An 18770-nucleotide genomic window follows, 5' to 3' on the forward strand; every position below is an offset into this window, starting at 1 on the left:
TGAACTTCCCTGTTTCCTTACATTTTCACTAAGTAACCACCGTCAAAGAAAAATAAATATCTTTCTTGTAGAGGTCTTTGTATGATTTCTTCAATGGCTTTTCCATATAAATCAATTTGAACTTGATATCGATCCTTCAATATAGGCTCTGCATCAATAAAACTAGCAAATTTCCCCTTAATCGTATCTGTTTTATAGTCTAATAGAACCGTTCCTAGCTCATCCTCAAATAAGCAGTCGATGACCCCTTGTACTAAAATTGGCTCATCCATTTCATTATCCCCATCTGATTTCAACGCATAGCTAAATGGAACCTCACGATACACTTGCTTTGCTTGAAGCATTCTAGCTCCAACCTCCGTTGAAAAGAATTGAACGATTTGATGACGATCAATCACACTCGCTAATTGTTCTGTTAAGATTTCCTTTTCTATCAGCTCTTTAATTTTCAATTGGACTCTCTCAGCTGTTACTGGTTCTGTAATAGAAAGATGTTGCATCACTGTATGCATTGCTGTTCCTCGTTCAGCTGCTGAAATGGATTTTTCTTGCATGAAATTAGGTCGGTTGTATAGGAATGATGACGATCGTTCCTTCTTTACAAACTGCTGATCGCTGTATTCATCTCTAACCTCTTGCTGTCTTTTCAACTCGGTTACAGATTGCTTCGAACGCTTTTTCGTATTTTCTAAATAAGGATAAACAAACGTAAGCTGCTCCTTTACTAATGCCTTCTGGTCACTTTCAATGGATACCTCTTCCCCTTTTTGAATGGAAGCTAATCTCTCCGTATTTATTTGCTCTTCATTTGCAAAGACTTCCTTCAGATCCTCTCCATTTACCTTTTCAACAGTCCACTTAGATGGGTGCTGAGAGATCTCCTCCTGTAAGCATACCATTCCATCTGACATCATATAGCAATCCTTATGGCGGATTAACGCTGGTCCCACCCAGTCCATATAGCTTTTTGCTTTTGCCCTCTCAAAGTCAGGTAAAAGCCACTCTTGATGAGAAAGGTGATTACGCCAATCAGTAAGCTTCTTTTCTGCATCCTTCAAGGTACCTACCAAGTAAAGCTTTTCCTTCGCACGTGTTAATGCAACATAAAGGACCCGCATTTCCTCAGCAAGCAATTCCATCCTCATCTTCTTTTTTAACGCAAGATATGGAAGCGTTGGATAGCTCACACGTAATTTCGGATTAATCAACTTTGTCCCAAAACCTAATTCTTTATCTAGGAGGTACTTTTTATTTAGATCCATCATATTGAATTGCTTAGAAAGTCCCGCCACAAAAACAACTGGGAACTCAAGACCTTTTGAACTATGAATTGTCATGAGTCTGACAACATCCTCTTGTTCACCTAATGCACGAGCGGCTCCTAGGTCATCGCCACGATCCTGCATTCTTTCAATAAAACGAAGGAAGCGGAACAAACCTCTAAAGGACGTTGCTTCGTATTGTCTTGCTCGATCATATAAGGCACGAAGATTCGCTTGACGCTGCTTTCCACCCGGCATACCGCCAACAAAATCAAAAAACTTTGTATCACGGTATAACTGCCAAATTAATTCAGAAACAGATCCTTGTCTAGCAAGGTCACGCCAGCTTTCAAGTAAAGCGACAAATGCTTTTAGCTTCTGTATCAAGCTTTGATGCCTTTCATCACCTTCCGAGGATACACACGCTTTAACCGCATCATAAAACGTGCCTTTCCGATCAAAGGTACGAATTAAGGCCATTTCGTTTTCTGTCGCATCTACGATTGGTGAACGTAGCACAGCTGCTAGAGGAATATCCTGAAATGGATTATCGATGACTTTTAGCAAGGACATCATAATCGCGACTTCTGTTGCTTCGAAATATCCATTAGAAAGATTGGCATAGACAGGGATGCCCGCTTGTTTAAATTCCTCCATAATTTGAGGTGCCCATGGCATAGAACGTAATAGTATGACAACATCTCGATACGTCATCGGTCTTGTTCCATCTATCCCTCGATCATATACAGGAAATTGTTGTTCAATAAGTTTTTTTATTCTTTTAGCCATGATTCGTGCTTCTAGCTGGACCGTTTCAAGCTCTTGCTCATCAAATAAACCAGCTTGCTCTAGCTCCTCGGACTCAGATTCGTTGTCCTTGCCACCCTTCTCAATTAAGAGTAGCTCAGTACTCATTTGTTCGTTTTCAGGGTAGCTTGCACCTAGTTTTAGCTCAGCGTCATGATCATAGATAATCTCTCCAACATTCTCGCCCATGATCTGCTTAAACAAGTAGTTCGTGCCATCTAAAATCTCTGAACGACTTCGGAAGTTTTTCGATAAATCTATTCTCATCCCCGATACGTCCCCAGCTTGAGTAAATCGTTTATATTTACTCAGAAAAAGGAAAGGCTCAGCCAAGCGAAAGCGGTAAATGGATTGCTTTACATCACCAACCATAAACAAATTGCCAGCTGATTCTGTATCCTTTGTCACTAGCTTTAAGATCGATTCTTGTACAAGATTCGTATCCTGGTATTCATCGACAAGAACCTCAACAAATTGGTGCTTGTAATAAAGAGCTGCTTCACTTGACTGATCGTCTTCACCCTTTAAGATCTGCAAGCAATAATGCTCTAAATCAGCAAAATCAACAAGTCCCTTTTCCTTCTTCATTCCCTCGTATCGGAGCGCGAATTGTTGAACAAGTGAGACAAGTTTGGACACCACAGGCTTTAAATGTAGAAAATCCTGTTTGTAATTAGAAAGGGAGCGCGAAAATAATTCATCTCGTAATTGCTCTATTTGCTTTTTTGCTGCATTTCGTAAGGATGTTACTTGATCTGTCAGCTTTTTATCATATTGATCACCCTTCACTATTTTTGCACGTGAAGGCTTAAAGCTCTTAAGCTGCTCCCCTAATTGATCCCATGAATTCTTATGCGCCATAATGTTGGCAAGCTGCTTCAAATCATCCTCTAAATTTTCTGCACGTGGGGCAGGACCTGCTGGCTGCTTTGTTAGCTCCATTGCTTGTAATAATTGTTCACGAACCCCACTTAGCTGCATATCGATATCTTGAAGTAAGAATGTCAAAAATGGTAACGATTCAAAATCCGCTTCATCTTTAAGATCATACATGTTAGCTAGATCGTTAAGCCACTCGGTTGGAGTAGGATGAGATCTCGAGAAAAAATACAGCTCTCGAATCAGTGTTTGAAGCTCCATATCACTTCGGTCTGATGTATAACGATCAACCAAATCAAAAAACTCTTCATTATTTTCATCGCTGTATTCTTCTTCAAATAACTCATCGAGTACCTCATCAATAAGGAGTTGTCCCTCTGTTTGATCAGCAATACGGAAGCCTGGATCAATATTAATTAAATAATAGTACTTCCTTACAACCTGTAAGCAGAAAGAATGAAGAGTTGATATAGATGCTTTATTTAATAAAGTAAGCTGTCTACGTAAATGAAGAGAAGATGGGTTATCCTTTAGTGATTTCTCAAGGGCCTCTCCAATACGGCTCCTCATTTCCGCAGCAGATGCATTTGTAAATGTCACGACTAGAAGGGAATCTACATCTACAGGGTTTTCCCTTGAAAGAATCTTTCGTATAATTCGTTCAACTAATACAGCTGTTTTTCCAGATCCAGCAGCGGCCGCAACTAAAATATCCTGTCCACTAGCAGCGATTGCCTTCCATTGATCATCCGTCCACTGGCTATTTTCTGGTTTTGCCATAAACTCACTCATCACCCTTAACCTCCTCTCTTAATCTACTTAGTATATCCTCATTTTTTTCGCTCTTTAGTACACGATAATTATTTTCTTCTAATGAATCATCGAACTGGCAAACTGATTTGTATTCACAATACGTACAAGGCATTTTATCTTTTATTTTGTAAGGGCTAATATCAATGACACCATCCGTAATACTTGTCCCTACTCTCTTAAAAGTAGATCGAACATGACCTCTTAAGAGCTTGAAGTCCGCTTCACTTGCGATAGAAGAATTTGAACGGAAGCTTCCATCCTTTTTCAACCCAGCCGCCACTATATTTGATGTACCACCCTCTAATAAGGAGTGATCCATCATCTGTACGGCTTCAACATCTCCAAGTAATAGGCCCTTCATTTTAAACTTTTTAAAAATTTCATCATCCAGCTTCTCATCAGATAAAATGGTTGACGCTTGAATCATCGGATCATGTACATGAAAATACAACACTCCTGCCGGTGACGCCTCTACCCCTAGCCACATACGTGAATTCGAGATGATTACATCAAGGTATGTCAGCATCTGCAGAGCAAGTCCATAATACACTTCTGATAATTGGACATTTTTATCACTAGATTTATAGTCAACAATTCGTAATAGCACTCCGTTAGAGCCCGCAGCTTTATCAACACGGTCAATTCTACCTGCTACCTCCATCGTGCAACCGTTTGGTAATGTAAAACGAATCGCAGGTAGTTCCCCACCTTTTCCAAAGCCAAGCTCAAGTCCAACCGGAGCAAACCCACTTGCTTTCGCATGCTCACTTAAAATAGTAGAAGCTCGAGAAAGAATTTTTTGTAGCTTTCTCTTTATATAATGGTAACGATTAGAGCTAAGTAAAATCTCTTTTTGCAAACGCGGAGCTAGCTTTTCTACCGCATCAAAGGATAGACGATCACATTTATCCTTTGAAAGCTCCTTCCAATCCATGTTTAATTGCTGCAATCGGTCTGATATAAGCTTTAGGGCTGAATGAAACATTTGTCCAATATCTGGCGCTTCAAGCTTAAAGAACTGACGTTCCTTTAGTTTTAAACCATGTGAAGCAAAGTGAGAGAAAGGGCAGCTATTAAATTGTTCCATTCTAGAAACACTTCCTTGAATATGCTCTCCATATAACTCTCTACTCACCCCACGATCTAGCTGCTCTGTTTTATTTTCATATGAAAGGCTACTAAGCACCTTTTTCGTAATCGCTTGGTTGTAAGACGTTACAAAATAGTTATAAGCATCCCACCAAATTGGATTAATTGGGTATCCCTTTTTCCATGATTGAAGCTGTGACGTAACATAGGACAAGGTGACATGTTCATTAACCATAAACCCTAATTGCTCCGAAAAGGACAACTGCTCTGGTTCATTAATAAGTCTTCGTTTTTCTAGTTTTGGAAAGATTTCCTCGATCCTTTTTAATAAACCTGAAGGTAATAACGTTTTCCCTTCTTCATCCGCCATCGGGTAGGATAGATAAAGATGATCTGATGGACTCATTAGCCCCATATAGATAATAAAATTCTCATCTAAAAGCTGTTGTCTACTTGTCGGTGCAAGCTGTATTCCTTGGAAATGCAAGGCTTCCCGATCATCCTCTGTTAATATCCCTTCCTCTTTAGGTCGTGCAGGTAACACACCATCATTCACACCCACAATAAAGGCGCATTTCATATTGAAAAATCTAGACTTTTCTAAGTCTGCTATTAACACTTGATCAATACTTGGGGGAACAAGGGCAAATTTCATCGCTTCAAGTCCTGTTTCAAGCATGTCAGAAAAAAGCTTAGTCGAAACTTCCTCTTCTGCAAGCATTTCTACAAATTCATCTAATAAGTTTACTATCGCTTGCCACGCTTGATCATGCTCTCTTGCTTCTAGCAGCTGACCTTTTTCCTCAGCCGTTTGTCTGAGTTTTTCAATTTTTTGTGGAATCTGTAATTCTTCTAGAAATACGTACAATGCTTCAGCAAGAGCTCGCCCTGTTTTCGCACGTTTCAGTCTTTTTTGAAGAGTTACTATAGGCGTCACAACGATCCCACGAAGATGATTCAGTTTTTCTTCCATTTCCTTCTCTTCATCTGTTACGACAAATTCATCATCTAGGGAATAAAATCGACGATATTTCCATCGTTCATCCTTTGTCCATCTTGCGCCTTGTATGCCGTATGAAAGAACATAGTTTTCTAGAACGTCCATTTCTTCTCTCATCTGCTGTTTATCCACATCTAATGGGTACAAGAGCTCTGTTTTTACCGCTCGGAATACTGCCTCATAACGCCAAAAACCATTGATCACCTCTAGCACGGAACGAATTAACTCTACTAGGGGATGATTCAACATGGAACGTTTTTGGTCAATGAAAAAAGGAATCTCATAATCTTTGAATACCTGTTCAATGACATCTCGATAATCGTTAGAATTTCTAATAAGTAAGGCCACATCACGGTAGCGGTAGCCCGATTGTCTCACAAGCGAATGGATTTCTCTTGCTATCCCTTCAACCTCAGCTCTTCTGTTAGCTGCTTGAAAAATCGTCACATCTGTTTCTTGTTCATAGACTGTCGTAGGCCTTGTATCGTAATAGGACTCTAAGTGCTGTAACGACGGACTATTTATGAAACGATACTGCTCTTTAAGAACAATGGGCTCCTCAATCTCTTTCTCCATATCATGAGCAAGCGTTAGGATTTTATTGTATGTTTTACCTGTCATTTGAAACAGGTGTAATTCATGTGGAAGAAAAGCTTCATATGGCTTGTCTTGCGTTAAAGCAATTTTGACACTCTTTGCATGCTTCATGAGTGCTCCAATGACTTCAAATTCCTGTGGAGTAAAACTATGAAAGCCGTCAATATAGATGTCGGCAGCTTGTAAATAAGGTGAGTATTCTACCTTTTCAGCTAAGAGCTTCAAATAGTCTTCTGAATCAACGTATTGCTCACTTAAGTTTATTTCTAGCTGTTTATAGAGTATGGCCATATCATGCAGCTTGTCTGTTAATGTTTTCTTGTCGATATCTGTGTGTGCCCTCAAGAGATATTCCTCAAGCTCCTGTGGAGACAAACAATATCTCTTGAATTCTGTAAGCATCCCTTCAAGTTGTTCAATAAACCCATTCTTATCACTAGCTTTCGCGAACACTTTGAATTCCTGCCTATTCTGTTCAACTAACTTCCTAAGCATCATTTGAATACCTGAGTTTGAGAGATGATGACGAGTAATCCCGCCTGCCTCCTGCAGTACACGCCAGGCCAGACGACTAAAGCTAAATGTCTGAGCACGAATCATACCTCCTAATTGAGGTGTTCGAATCAGCTCATATTCTGCTCCAAAGGTCATTTGATCAGGTACAAGATAAATAATGGGCGTTCCAATTGGTTCCCTTTCTAGCTTGCTTCTTATTTCATTAAGAATCGTTTCTGTTTTCCCACTACCTGAACGACCTAGAATAAATTGAATGCTCATGTTTATTCCCCGCTTTGTTTTTTCTTCTAAACTATTTCCTATACGTATCTATCGTTATCTTAGAGTAGATTATCCTCAATATCAAAGGTACATTTCTTCCTTTTCCCTGCATTTATCATATAAAAAAAAGATTTTTTACACGATATATCCTAATAGGGAGAAAGAATAAATCTTGTATACACCTAAAAATCGGCACATGGTTTTATTCTAGTTAAAACAGCTTTATCAAAAGAAAAAACCACGACTCCATTGGTGTGGTCACTAGCTTCTGTCTTATAATCTATCATTTTCTTCCCATCTTCTATTTTACTTTACTTTTCAAGAGAATTCCATTTTCACCGACTACCAACTTTTGTCTTGTTTCTCTTTTAAATCTTTGAGTCATTTTTATGCCTTTTAGTTCCGTGTCTTTCGTTTTGTCACTTACCGGCTTTACTTTTCTTCCTACCATCAAGAATCATCTATAGCAAACGTAAATTTAGTAGGTCCTAAAAATACACTTAGTCACCTATCAATCCATTAGATTTTTTTTTGACATTTGTCACCCTTATTTCTTTTCCATCTCATTATTTAGCAGAGGATGGTTGAAACAGTATTTGGTTCAGTCGATGGTTCTGGTATCTTTACCCATAATGGTATTTTCATCATAGGCTCTTCCTCACATCACTTTTATCCATACGCTTCTCTCTATTCATTTCATTTCTACGGTATTAGTTGGATTTACGATTAAATCTTTGAGGTGTTCTCTCATGCAGTAGGAACGAGGTTTAAAAGGAAAGATCCGAAACCCATTAACAGATCAACAATTACAAGAGCAAAGGTAAAGAGAGACACTAACTGCAGCGTCTCCCTCCTATTACCCCTATTATTCTCTTTCTACAAATAAGGCAACACCGATTCCTCCGCCAACACATAATGAAGCTAAGCCTTTTTTCGCTTTTTGGCGCTTTAATTCGTGTAAAAGACTTACTACGATTCTTGAACCGGTACAACCAATTGGATGCCCAAGACTAATGCCACTACCATTCACATTTACCTTGTCTCGATTTAAACCTAACTGCTTTTCGACCGCTAGATACTGTGCAGCAAACGCTTCGTTAATTTCGACTAAATCAAGATCTTCGATTGACCATCCCAATGAATGTAAGCCTTTATTAACAGCAGGGACTGGTCCAATTCCCATTACCTTAGGATCAACACCAGCAACAGAGTAATGAGAAATTTTCGCAAGGATAGGCAGACCTCGTTTTTCTGCTTCTTCCCTAGACATTAAGACAACTGCGGCAGCACCGTCGTTTAATGATGAGGCATTTCCTGCTGTAACTGAGCCACCCTCTCTAAAAATTGGCTTTAGAGTTGATAATTTTTCAAAAGTAACATCTCTAGGACCTTCATCTTTAGAAACAGTTATCATTCCTTTTCTCGTTTTCACTTCAATCGGGACAATCTCTTCTTCAAACCTACCACCTTCAATGGCAGCTAAGGCACGCTGATGACTCGCTAACGCTAATTCATCCTGCTCCTCACGTGACACTTCATATTCTTCTGCCACATTCTCAGCAGTTTCTCCCATCATAATATGGTGAATAGGATCCTCTAATATTTCCCACACACTATCTGTTACTTGACCGTGCTGAAGTCGAGATCCCCATCTATGCTGCTTGAGCAAATATGGACTTGAGCTCATCACTTCTACTCCACCTGCAACCACAATATCGGAGTGACCAGTCTGAATTTGCATAGCTCCGGAAAGAATCGCTTGCAAGCCAGATGCACACTGCCTTTGTATCGTATACCCTGTAGTTGTTTCTGGGAAATCCGCTAAAAGAGCAGAGGTACGGGCTGTATTCGGTTCGTCTGTTCGCTGAATACAGTGCCCTAAAATAACTTCGTTTACCTCGCTTTTATGAAGCTTACTTCTCCTTACAACCTCATCTAATACTGGTACAGCAAGCTGTGTTGGCAACAGCTCTTTGAAAGCGCCTCCAAAACTTCCGATAGGTGTTCTTGCTGCTGATGTAATGACTACTTCACGCATATTTCCATCCCCTTTACATCGTAATCAGTTAATTAAGAAGGGTTGTATCCCCCACCTTTTCATTATAATCGTTTTTCCAAGGTAATTTTAGTAGAGATTTAAATATTCCTCAATTATAAGAATCATTTTTTCTCACAAAAAAATGCCAACCCTAAAACTTTAGAGTTAGCATCTATTCTTTACTACTTACCGTTCCAATTACCTCGTCTATTTTCACCAACCCGAAATGGCGACTATCACGACTCTGAATTCGATTATCTCCAATAACAAAAAGATATCCATTCGGTATTTTGGTTTTATCTGTTATTTCTTCTAAAGTAAACGTACCTGTTTGTTTTATTTCATCCGTTTTACCCTCTTTTAAAAACGGCTCACTAACCTTTTGATTGTTAACGTAAAGCTGATCATCACGGTAATGGATTTCATCACCAGGTAAGCCAATCACACGCTTCACATAGGTTTCACCTGTTTCTTCTAATTGAAAGACAACAATATCAAAACGTTTCAATGAATGAAAATACATACCTAGCTTGTTAATCGAAAGTAGCTTTCCTTCCTGATAAGTTGGTTGCATCGATACTCCTTCAACCTTATATTCAACAAAGACTAAGTTTTTCAAAAAGATAACTAACAAGCATATTCCAACCGCAGTTAATGCAATTCCTCGCTTTTTCATACTACCTCCTCAACAGGCTAACGATCAGTTTTCTTAACGGCCATCGTTGTATTTAATCGCTTCTCAATTTTTTTACCAACAAACCATAGTAATAAAATAACGATTCCTGCGATAATTGATCGAATTGGCTGAGTGATAAGGGCATGTAAATCTTGTCCGATAAAACTCACCATAAAAATCATCACAAATTTCCCAGACAAAACAGCTAAAATAAATTGCCAATAGCTGATTCTTGACAAGCCTGCGACAACATTTATTGCTGCTGAAGGGGTAAAAGGAAAACAAAGAATTAAAAATAACGGACTAAATCCGCGTCTCTCTATCCACGTAAGAAGTCGTTTAATTCCCTTCTTGTTCCTCAGCTTTTCAAAAAGCGGCAGCCTTCCAAGCTTTCTCATCACAATAAATACTATAATAGCACCTGCGCTTGCTCCAATCCAAGATAAAAAAAATCCCATCCATAAGCCAAACGAATTCACATTGGCCACAATAAAAACAACTAAAGGTAAAAATGGCAGAAATGCTTCAAGCATTGGTAATAAAATAGCAAAAAACGGTCCAAAAGATCGATAAGTCTCAAAAAGCTCCATTAATTTATCTAAAGAAAGAAATTCCTGTAAAGTCTCTAAATTCATCATTTACTCCTTATTTCAACCTTATAGTATCTATTCTACACATTTATGTAAAAACTTAAAAGATAACGTCTTGGGTAAAATTATTCTTGCAGAATCAACATCAATCAATTACAATAAATAAGAACATTTGTTCTGTTTTTATAGGAGGCATTTTTATGACACATATACCTACTGACATTCGCGATATGATTGAGCAATCTATTTATTTACCAATGGTCATATCTATATTTAACCGAGATCTAACTATCATTGAGCAAAGTGCTTTTAAACTTCATCGTCCCTACCTGACCATTGTTGAAGAATCACTTAAATTAGCTCAAAAAGACTTACAGCATGTTAAACGCGAATTATATAGCCGTAAGATCAAAGTATTTCAAGTTGAGAGAGATGAAGCCTTCACACTTTACTCCTTTATCTACAACGGCTACGAAGAAAAACACAACTACTTTAATCCACGAATTCGAAACAAAGTTTCTGAATTAATGGAAATGTATTTATTCAAGTCTGAGAAATAACTCTACTATTCTTTTCCCAAAATACATGTGATTTAAAAGAAAAACTTCTACAAAACATCAAAGAACCGAAAGACCCCTCTTACGACATACCAAAGCAAACGAAAAGGAAGAAGAATCAATTCTGGAAGATACATAAGAATTTCCGCTATTAAATTCACAAAATCCAAGCGTCGACGATTTTTCTTCCTAACCACTTTTTTCTTTCCTAATAAGCTATTTACCTTCATAGTGAAACTCTCCTAAGTAAGAATATTATTCTGCTCTCTGACCAAAAATAACATATAGCCTCACTTTGTCATACGTATGGTGCGATAATTTGTTTCATTTATAACGATCATTTTAGCCGTTAAGATCATGGTTAGTTTTTGAGAGTAAACCTAATCATATAAATTGACACCATTCGACATATCTATTATTCTAAAAAAGTTAAATTTAATATAACAAATCCGATAAACTTACTGGGGGTTTAATAATGAAAAAAGGTATTATTACATTTTTATCACTAGTTCTACTAGTTGTCTTAGCAGCATGTGGGGCAGAAACGAAAGAAGATACTGCAACAAAAAGCCTTTATGATGAAATAAAAGAAAAAGGCGAAGTTACAATCGGTACAGAAGGAACATACGCGCCCTTCACATTCCATGATGAGACAGACAAATTAACCGGTTTTGATATAGAGATTGCTGAGGAAGTATTTAAGCGCCTAGATATTAAACCCGTATTTATTGAAACAAAATGGGACGGTATGATTGCAGGACTTGATGCGAAACGCTATGATCTCGTAGCAAACCAAGTAGCTATTCGTCCAGAGCGCTTAGAGAAATACGATATGTCTGAACCTTACATTGTTTCAAAAGCTGTATTAGTTGTACATGAAGATAATAATGACATCGAAAGCTTAGAAGATTTAGATGGTAAAAAAGTGGGACAATCACTTGTAAGTAATTACCGTGAAATCGCCGAAGCAAATGGAGCTACAAACACTGTTGTTGAAGGCTTTAACCAAGCAATTGATTTACTTGTATCAGGCCGAATTGACGGTACAATTAACGATAGTCTCTCGTATTTAGATCTAAAAAAACAGCGACCAGATCTTCCAATTAAAGCTGTCTTTGAAGAAGATGAAACAACTAATAATGCCTTTTTATTCCGTAAAGGCAGCGGTGAGTTAGTTGAAGCTGTAAATGGTGCCCTTGCAGAAATGAAAGAAGACGGCACATACCTTGAAATATCTGAAAAATGGTTCGGAACAGACGTTTCTAAGTAAAGGAATTGATCAAAATGTTTGCAGATGAACGCGCAGAACGAATTATAGGAATCTTAACCGATTCCTTTTTTCCTATTCTAAAAGCAGGGATTATGTTTACCATTCCGTTAACCCTGATCTCTTTCATATTAGGGTTACTTTTAGCATTCCTGACAGCTTTAGCACGAATCTCTTCTATTAAACCACTTGTAGCACTTGCAAAGTTCTATGTATGGATTTTTAGGGGAACACCTTTACTCGTACAATTATTTATACTCTTTTATGGATTACCTAGTTTAGGAGTAACGCTAGATCCTTTCCCTGCAGCAGTAATTGGATTTACTCTGAATAAGGGTGCCTACAGCTCTGAAATTATTCGAGCTTCTATCCTTTCCATTCAAAAAGGTCAATGGGAAGCAGCTTTTTCAATTGGAATGACTAGAGGACAAGCAATGCGAAGAATCATTCTTCCACAGGCAGTTCGAGTGAGTATTCCACCACTTGGAAACTCCTTCATCAGTCTTGTTAAAGATACGTCCCTTGCTGCCACCATTACAGTAACGGAACTCTTTCAAAAAGGACAGCAAATTGCTTCAGTGACATACGAGCCACTTTGGCTTTATATTGAGGTTGCTGTTATTTATCTCATGTTTAGCACCGTCTTATCTTTCGGCCAATCAAAGCTAGAGCATCGCTATGAACGAACAGTTGCCAAGTAGAGGAGGAGAAGACGTTGATTAGAATCGAGAAATTATACAAAAAGTTCAACCAATTAGACGTGCTTAAAGGAATCGATTTGGAAGTGGAGACTGGTAAAACCGCTGTTGTCATTGGCCCTTCAGGTTCAGGAAAAACAACACTTCTCCGCTGCTTAAATTTACTCGAGGTTCCAAATAACGGAGCAATTACAATCGATCAAACAACACTGTTGTTTGAAGAAAAGAAGAAATTTCGCACCTCCGAAATGACAGCATTTCGAAAACAAACGGGCATGGTGTTTCAAAACTATAATTTGTTCCCGCATTTTACTGCGGTTGAGAATGTGATGGAAGGACAAATAACGGTATTAAAGCGTTCAAAAAACGAAGCAAGACAAAGAGCACTAGAGCTATTAGAAAAAGTGGGCTTACAAGAAAGAGCAGAAATGTACCCTCATCAATTATCTGGTGGGCAACAGCAGCGAGTTGGCATTGCAAGAGCTATGGCAATGGAACCAAAAGTATTACTATTTGACGAACCGACATCAGCGCTCGATCCAGAGCTAGTAGGTGAAGTCCTCAAAGTAATGAAGGAACTAGCTGACGAAGGCATGACAATGGTTGTCGTCACCCATGAAATGCAATTTGCACGCGACGTGGCTGATGAAGTCATTTTTATGGACCAGGGTGTTGTTGTAGAAAAAGGAACACCTGAAGAAGTATTCCAGCATACAAATAATCCTCGCACTCGCCAATTTTTAAATAAAGTAACGGACAAAGGATGAGAGCAAAGGAGTCAATCTTGCACAAGCCTGATTGACTCCTTTTAATTACACATTTTCTCCTATTTATTCACTACACATCGTCTTATAGCATATATGAAGAGGTAAAAAAGACGACCTAGTTCTCTAACCTCTTCTTTTTCATACGGCGATCTAATTCTCTAATTATTTGTTCATACATAGAGAGTTTTTCACTATCTGTATTAGGCAATAAGAACATATTCATTTTTCTCTGTTCATTTTCAATTCTTGAGGACATAATCGTACGAAGCTGAGCTGTTCTATATAGTTGATTTTCAAAAGACCCAATTGACATATCTAAGGTTGTTTCTTCTCCATTTGTGAAGGTAACTCGTGTACTCTCATTCTCATCTTCCATATAGCTCTTTACATGGCTATGCGAAATCCAAGAACATTGTGGTCTAGTTGAAGAAGTCGTGGGGAAAAAATAAATAGAATTAGCAGGATCTATGACAACCGGTGGTTTATGTGTCACCCCCATTAGTTGCTTTGTTCCTTCCTTTCTGCCTAAATAGCTGCTTCCAAAATAGGAACAGCTCGCATTAATCACCTCAAGTGGGCGCCTTTTCACATGAACATTCCCTTCAAGCTCATAGATCCTTGATTGATTTTTTTGACCCTCCACTGGAAAAATAGCCATTGTAAATCGATTAATGACATATTCCTCACGTCCACCACCATTTTGTTCCATCATTCTACACCTCACATCAGTTTTTAGGTAATATATCCCAATGACAATTTAGCACTAAATAACTGTTTTTTCTATATTTTTACATAATCTTCACAAAAAAAAGACTCCCTTTACATAATTGTAAAAAAAGTCACTCTTCTTTCAGCTGATGATTCATTTCAAGAATCCTCTGTTCTTCATCTATCTCCCCAAACCCAATGAAAGGATTTAAAGCAGTTGGTTCTAATTCCACTTCATTATCTTTTAACATTGACTCACATCCTTTACACTAGCTTTTCCAAATCGTAATAATTCATACAATTTCTAAATATTCCTGTTAAATTATTTAAATATTTTTAATATTTAGTTGATTTTTCCCCTTATATTCCATACAATATAAAAAAGGCATCAGGGGTGATCTTTCATGAAAAATAAAAAGTCCTCGTACACTGAAATCATGAAGTCCCGTAACATTTCGAAAAACGTTCCATCAGAGCATCCTGTATTAAACATGTATATTCAAATGGTTATTGATGAAGCGTTGTTTATCAGGAAAAAAGCATTGCTAGAAGAACGTATTAATGATGCACTTGACACAAAAAATGAAAAAGAATTTATGAACCTATCTCACGAATACAAAAAGTTGAAAAGCATTGGATGAAGAGGGTGACTCAAAAGGTTGTTAAATAACGACCTTTTGAGCACCCTTTCTTTATCTTTTGTGTAGAAACAAATAATTAGGCTTTTTTAATGAAAAAAGAGGGATTCCTTCCCCTTATTGGTTTCCATTTTCCTCTTTTTCAAGGATTTGCTCAATTTGTAAAGCCAGTTGACGATATTGAGCGTAAGACACATGACTCCTGCAAGAAATGAGGAAAGCAAGTGTCTGGAGCGCAATGGAACGTCCCGGTTTTTACGTTAACTGAATTAAAAAGATAAAAGTATGAAAAGAGGCTAACCCAAGGTCTAAAATCTAGACTTTTGGGTCAGCCTCTTTGTTTTGTTAACAGGTTAGATACGGCTGTTTTATTCATTTTCTTGAGTGAGGTACGTTAGTTGCATAAGAAAACCTATTTGGCTTCGTCTGCGAGTCAAATAGGTTAAAGCTTCAACCATCAAAGAGGCTGGGACAGAAGTGCCTGGCTCTTTGTTTTGTCCCAGCCTCTTTTTATTATGCGTTTGTAAATTGCTCTGTTTCTGTTGATCCTTTTAGTGCTGTTGTGGAAGATGTACCACCTGAAATGGTTTGAGCAACTTCATCAAAATAGCCAGTTCCTACCTCACGCTGATGTCTTGTTGCAGTATATCCATGAACTTCACTAGCAAACTCCGCTTGCTGAAGCTCAGAGTATGCAGCCATTCCCCGATCACGATATCCACGAGCAAGCTCAAACATACTATGATTCAATGCATGGAAACCAGCAAGTGTAACGAATTGGAATTTGTAGCCCATTTTTGCAATCTCCTTTTGGAAGTTCGCAATCGTTGTATCATCTAATTTCTTTTTCCAGTTAAATGAAGGTGAACAATTGTAGGCTAATAATTTACCAGGGAATTTCTCATGGATTGCATCTGCGAACCTTTGTGCCTGCTCAAGATTTGGTTCAGATGTCTCACACCATATCAAGTCGGCATATGGAGCGTATGAAAGTCCTCTACTAATGGCTTGATCAATGCCTGATTTCGTTCTGAAGAAGCCTTCTACCGTACGTTCACCTGTAATAAATTCATGATCAGCAGGATCTACATCACTAGTAATTAGGTCAGCTGCGTCTGCATCTGTTCGAGCAATGATAATGGTAGGTGTACCCATTACATCAGCTGCTAAACGAGCGGAGATAAGATTTTTCACAGCTGTTTGGGTTGGAAGTAATACCTTACCTCCTAAATGACCACATTTTTTCTCAGAAGATAACTGATCTTCAAAATGTACACCTGATGCACCAGATTCAATCATCGATTTCATGAGCTCGAATACATTTAGTTGCCCACCAAAGCCAGCTTCCGCATCAGCAACAATGGGTGCAAACCAATCAACGTCCCCTTCTCCTTCCATATGCTGAATTTGATCGGCACGCTGTAACGCTTGATTAATTCGTTTTACAACATGTGGAACACTATTTGCCGGGTACAAGCTTTGATCCGGGTACATGTTTCCAGATAGATTAGCATCTGCAGCAACCTGCCAGCCACTAAGATAAATTGCTTTTAATCCTGCTTTCACCTGCTGTACAGCCTGGTTTCCCGTTAGTGCTCCTAATGCATGGATATAATCCTCCGTATGAAGGGAATTCCAGAGCTTCTCCGCTCCACGTCGAGCAAGTGTGTGCTCGATGTCGATAGAACCTCTTAAACGAATCACCTCTTCTGCACTATATGGACGTGTAATCCCTTCCCAACGTTTATCTAACTCCCAGCTCTCCTGTAATGCTTGAATTCGTTGACCGTTCATGTTCATTCCCCCTATTATTATTCTTTGTTTTCATATAGAAAAAATCAGATTTCTCCCCTTAGATGCCCATAAAATGAATGAATTCATAAATATTTTATAGATTTTCATAGCTTGGAATCGTTAAAAAGTCCTCAAACTCTTCTTGCTTCACAAGCTTATCGAACACTTCAACTGCTTTTTCGACATTTCCTTTTTGGAACGTGATATCACCTAAAGCTTCTCTTAGCTTTTGAACCTCTTCATCTCTTAGTTGTTCATAAAGCTCAAAGGTTAGCTTTCTTCCATCCTCCATAATCCCTTTTGGATGACGAATCCATTGCCAAACCTGTGCTCTTGAAATCTCGGCTGTAGCTGCATCTTCCATTAAGTTGTGAATCGGTGCAGCTCCTCTCCCACTTAGCCACGATGCGATGTAACGAATGCCGACATCAATATTTGTTCTTACTCCTTCTTCCGTAATCGTTCCATCCGGTACCTCTAATAAATCATGAGCCGTTACCTTCACATCCTCACGTTTTCGATGGATTTGATTTGGTGTTTTCATATGCTTGTTAAACACATCCATCGCAACTTTAACTAAGGCAGGATGTGCAACCCATGTTCCATCATGACCATCTGTTGCTTCTCTTTCTTTATCTGCACGAACCTTCTCAAACGCTCGATCATTTGCTTCAGGGTTATTCTTCACTGGAATTTGAGCAGCCATCCCACCCATCGCATGTGCATTTCTTTTATGACACGTTTGGATGGCAAGAAGAGAATAAGATCTCATAAAATGTACTGTCATCGTCACTTGTGCACGATCTGGTAAAATAACAGACTCGCAGTTTCTTAGCTTTTTTAAATAACTAAAAATATAATCCCAGCGCCCACAATTAAGCCCTGCAGAGTGCTCCTTTAATTCATACAAGATTTCATCCATCTCAAAAGCAGCCAGGATGGTTTCAATTAATACCGTTGCTTTTATTGTTCCTCTCGGGACTTCTAGTTCATCCTGAGCAAAGCAGAAAACATCATTCCAAAGTCTCGCTTCAAGATGACCCTCCATTTTCGGAAGGTAGAAGTATGGACCACTTCCCCTTTTCACTAGTTCCTTTGCGTTATGAAAAAAGAATAAGCCGAAATCTACTAAACTTGCAGATATCCTTTTTCCGTCTAACTCAATGTTTTTCTCTTCTAAGTGCCAGCCTCTAGGACGCACTTTTAATGTCGCAAGCTCTTCTTTCAGTTGGTATGTTTTACCGCTTTCATTCTCGAAGGATATCGTTCGACGTACAGCATCTCGCAAATTCAACTGCCCATTCATAACATTCTCAAAGCTAGGTGACGTTGCATCTTCAAAATCAGCCATGAAGACTTTTGCACCTGAGTTCAAAGCATTAATAACCATTTTTCGATCAACAGGGCCTGTAATCTCAACTCTTCTATCCTGAAGATCTTCTGGAATTTGGGAAACTGTCCAATTGCTATTACGAATATGCTCTGTTTCAGGTAAGAAATTCGGGAGCTTTCCGTTATCAATCTCTAGCTGCCTTTCCCTTCTTTTTTGCAGTAGCTCGAGTCTACGTTTTCCAAAATTCCTTTCAAGCTTTTCAATAAATTGTAGCGCCTCAGGTGTGAGCACTTGCTGAAATTGTTCCTGCATTTCTCCAACTATGTTACAGCCTGTCATTTGAGTTGCCATGACCTAATGAACACCTCACCTTATATTGTTATAATACAGTTTATTGTAACTAAAACTAATATATAACAGATTGAATAAAAATGGAACATTTTTCTTTAAAAAATATTCAAAAAATTTCATTTTATAGAA

The 18770-nt window shown here is 38.4% G+C and carries 14 protein-coding genes; 5 read left to right on the forward strand and 9 right to left on the reverse strand.

What is annotated here, in order from left to right; translation table 11 throughout:
• Positions 1-17: 17 nt before the first annotated feature.
• From addA to A9C19_RS15520, 5 genes are all read right to left on the reverse strand, one after another.
• Positions 18-3740, reverse strand: coding sequence for a helicase-exonuclease AddAB subunit AddA (gene addA, locus A9C19_RS15500; protein ID WP_072580778.1), 3723 nt, complete (start codon positions 3738-3740; stop codon positions 18-20).
• On the reverse strand, positions 3733-7224 hold the full coding sequence (gene addB, locus A9C19_RS15505; protein WP_072580779.1) for a helicase-exonuclease AddAB subunit AddB: 3492 nt from the start codon (positions 7222-7224) through the stop codon (positions 3733-3735). The genes addA and addB overlap by 8 nt, the downstream gene beginning before the upstream one ends.
• An 865-nt stretch (positions 7225-8089) precedes the next feature.
• Positions 8090-9262, reverse strand: a complete 1173-nt coding sequence (locus tag A9C19_RS15510; protein ID WP_072580780.1) for a thiolase family protein — start codon at positions 9260-9262, stop codon at positions 8090-8092.
• A 172-nt stretch (positions 9263-9434) separates the two neighbouring features.
• A complete protein-coding gene (gene lepB / locus A9C19_RS15515) occupies positions 9435-9938 on the reverse strand; it encodes a signal peptidase I (protein ID WP_072580781.1) in 504 nt (167 codons plus the stop codon).
• 17 nt (positions 9939-9955) lie between these two features.
• Entirely contained in the window at positions 9956-10573 is a 618-nt protein-coding gene (locus tag A9C19_RS15520) for a TVP38/TMEM64 family protein (protein WP_072580782.1), read from the reverse strand.
• A 155-nt stretch (positions 10574-10728) separates the two neighbouring features.
• Between A9C19_RS15520 and A9C19_RS15525 the strand changes: the two genes are divergently transcribed.
• Positions 10729-11088: a YhjD family protein gene (locus A9C19_RS15525; RefSeq protein ID WP_072580783.1), complete on the forward strand. Its 360-nt coding sequence runs from the start codon at positions 10729-10731 to the stop codon at positions 11086-11088.
• A 47-nt stretch (positions 11089-11135) separates the two neighbouring features.
• On the opposite strand, the gene A9C19_RS15530 is transcribed toward A9C19_RS15525, so the two are convergent.
• Positions 11136-11315 carry a hypothetical protein gene (locus A9C19_RS15530; RefSeq protein WP_072580784.1) on the reverse strand — a complete coding sequence of 60 codons (180 nt, stop codon included), beginning with the start codon at positions 11313-11315 and terminating at the stop codon, positions 11136-11138.
• Positions 11316-11560: 245 nt separating this feature from the next.
• On the opposite strand from A9C19_RS15530, the gene A9C19_RS15535 reads away from it, so the two are divergent.
• The 3 genes from A9C19_RS15535 to A9C19_RS15545 are packed head-to-tail and all read left to right on the forward strand — an operon-like array spanning position 11561 to position 13817.
• Positions 11561-12355 (forward strand): amino acid ABC transporter substrate-binding protein, encoded by a 795-nt coding sequence (locus A9C19_RS15535; RefSeq protein ID WP_083584399.1) that lies wholly within the window; start codon positions 11561-11563, stop codon positions 12353-12355.
• A gap of 14 nt (positions 12356-12369) precedes the next feature.
• Complete coding sequence (locus tag A9C19_RS15540; protein ID WP_072580786.1) at positions 12370-13053, forward strand: amino acid ABC transporter permease; 684 nt, start codon at positions 12370-12372, stop codon at positions 13051-13053.
• Between the two features lie 14 nt (positions 13054-13067).
• Complete coding sequence (locus A9C19_RS15545; RefSeq protein ID WP_072580787.1) at positions 13068-13817, forward strand: amino acid ABC transporter ATP-binding protein; 750 nt, start codon at positions 13068-13070, stop codon at positions 13815-13817.
• Positions 13818-13932: 115 nt separating this feature from the next.
• On the opposite strand, the gene A9C19_RS15550 is transcribed toward A9C19_RS15545, so the two are convergent.
• Positions 13933-14526: a competence protein ComK gene (locus A9C19_RS15550; protein WP_158515099.1), complete on the reverse strand. Its 594-nt coding sequence runs from the start codon at positions 14524-14526 to the stop codon at positions 13933-13935.
• A gap of 403 nt (positions 14527-14929) precedes the next feature.
• Here A9C19_RS15550 and A9C19_RS15555 point away from each other — a divergent pair, with 403 nt between their 5' ends.
• Positions 14930-15166, forward strand: coding sequence for an IDEAL domain-containing protein (locus tag A9C19_RS15555; protein ID WP_072580789.1), 237 nt, complete (start codon positions 14930-14932; stop codon positions 15164-15166).
• A 510-nt stretch (positions 15167-15676) separates the two neighbouring features.
• On the opposite strand, the gene aceA is transcribed toward A9C19_RS15555, so the two are convergent.
• The gene (gene aceA / locus A9C19_RS15560) at positions 15677-16957 is read right to left on the reverse strand and encodes an isocitrate lyase (RefSeq protein ID WP_072580790.1); all 1281 of its coding nucleotides are present in this window, start codon (positions 16955-16957) and stop codon (positions 15677-15679) included.
• Positions 16958-17051: 94 nt separating this feature from the next.
• Positions 17052-18641: a malate synthase A gene (gene aceB / locus A9C19_RS15565; RefSeq protein WP_072580791.1), complete on the reverse strand. Its 1590-nt coding sequence runs from the start codon at positions 18639-18641 to the stop codon at positions 17052-17054.
• Positions 18642-18770: the final 129 nt, after the last annotated feature.

It is taken from the genome of Bacillus weihaiensis (assembly GCF_001889165.1).
Classification (GTDB): domain Bacteria; phylum Bacillota; class Bacilli; order Bacillales; family Bacillaceae; genus Metabacillus; species Metabacillus weihaiensis.